The organism is Hephaestia sp. MAHUQ-44 (assembly GCF_023806085.1).
Lineage (GTDB): Bacteria > Pseudomonadota > Alphaproteobacteria > Sphingomonadales > Sphingomonadaceae > Sphingomonas.
This window is the reverse complement of the sequence record NZ_JAMSLX010000043.1, coordinates 1-546: the sequence shown is the minus strand read 5'-3', so window position 1 is coordinate 546 and position 546 is coordinate 1. Positions and strand designations below refer to the sequence as shown.

General features: G+C 58.4%; 1 protein-coding gene. It reads left to right on the top strand.

What is annotated here, in order from left to right; genetic code table 11:
- Positions 1-181: hypothetical protein (locus NFE57_RS16610; protein WP_252136698.1), on the top strand; the 181-nt coding region annotated here is incomplete at its 5' end.
- Between the last annotated feature and the right edge of the window lie 365 nt (positions 182-546).

Here is a 546-nt window from a genome sequence, read left to right as displayed (position 1 = left end):
CAAGGCAACGCCCGACCTTGTGAAACCCGATACAGCACCACCGATCCAGATCGGCGAGTGCGGACAGATCCTTGAAACCCTCAAGGGACCGCTGCCAAGCTACTGCAAATTACAGATCCTGAGCCTAAACTCCAATCTTCCTGAACGACGACTTCGGTTGACGGCTGAGAACAAAAGTTGACGGCTCGGCCGCTACGAACTCGCATCAACGAACGTTGCGATTTGCCTCAGTCAACCTTCGGTGATCGGTCGATTACGTAAATAAGTGAACGGCAGCTTCCGAGACCCACATCTGCGCCGCACAACGGCCGAGAAAGGGCGCTTATCGGACCGACTGGGCCTAACCGAAACCGCCCCCCCCCCGCTTCTTGGTCAAATCGTATAAAGCAGCCCCTCGTTTAGATAATCGTCGAGCGACGTCATATGCGTGCGCTGGCGGTCTAATGAAAATCCCGCGAGCGCGGCAGGATGCGGACGTCGCGGGGATGACCGTGCCTGCGGACGGGCGGGTGTGGGGCCTCGTCAGCGCGAGGACTTTCGGACAGG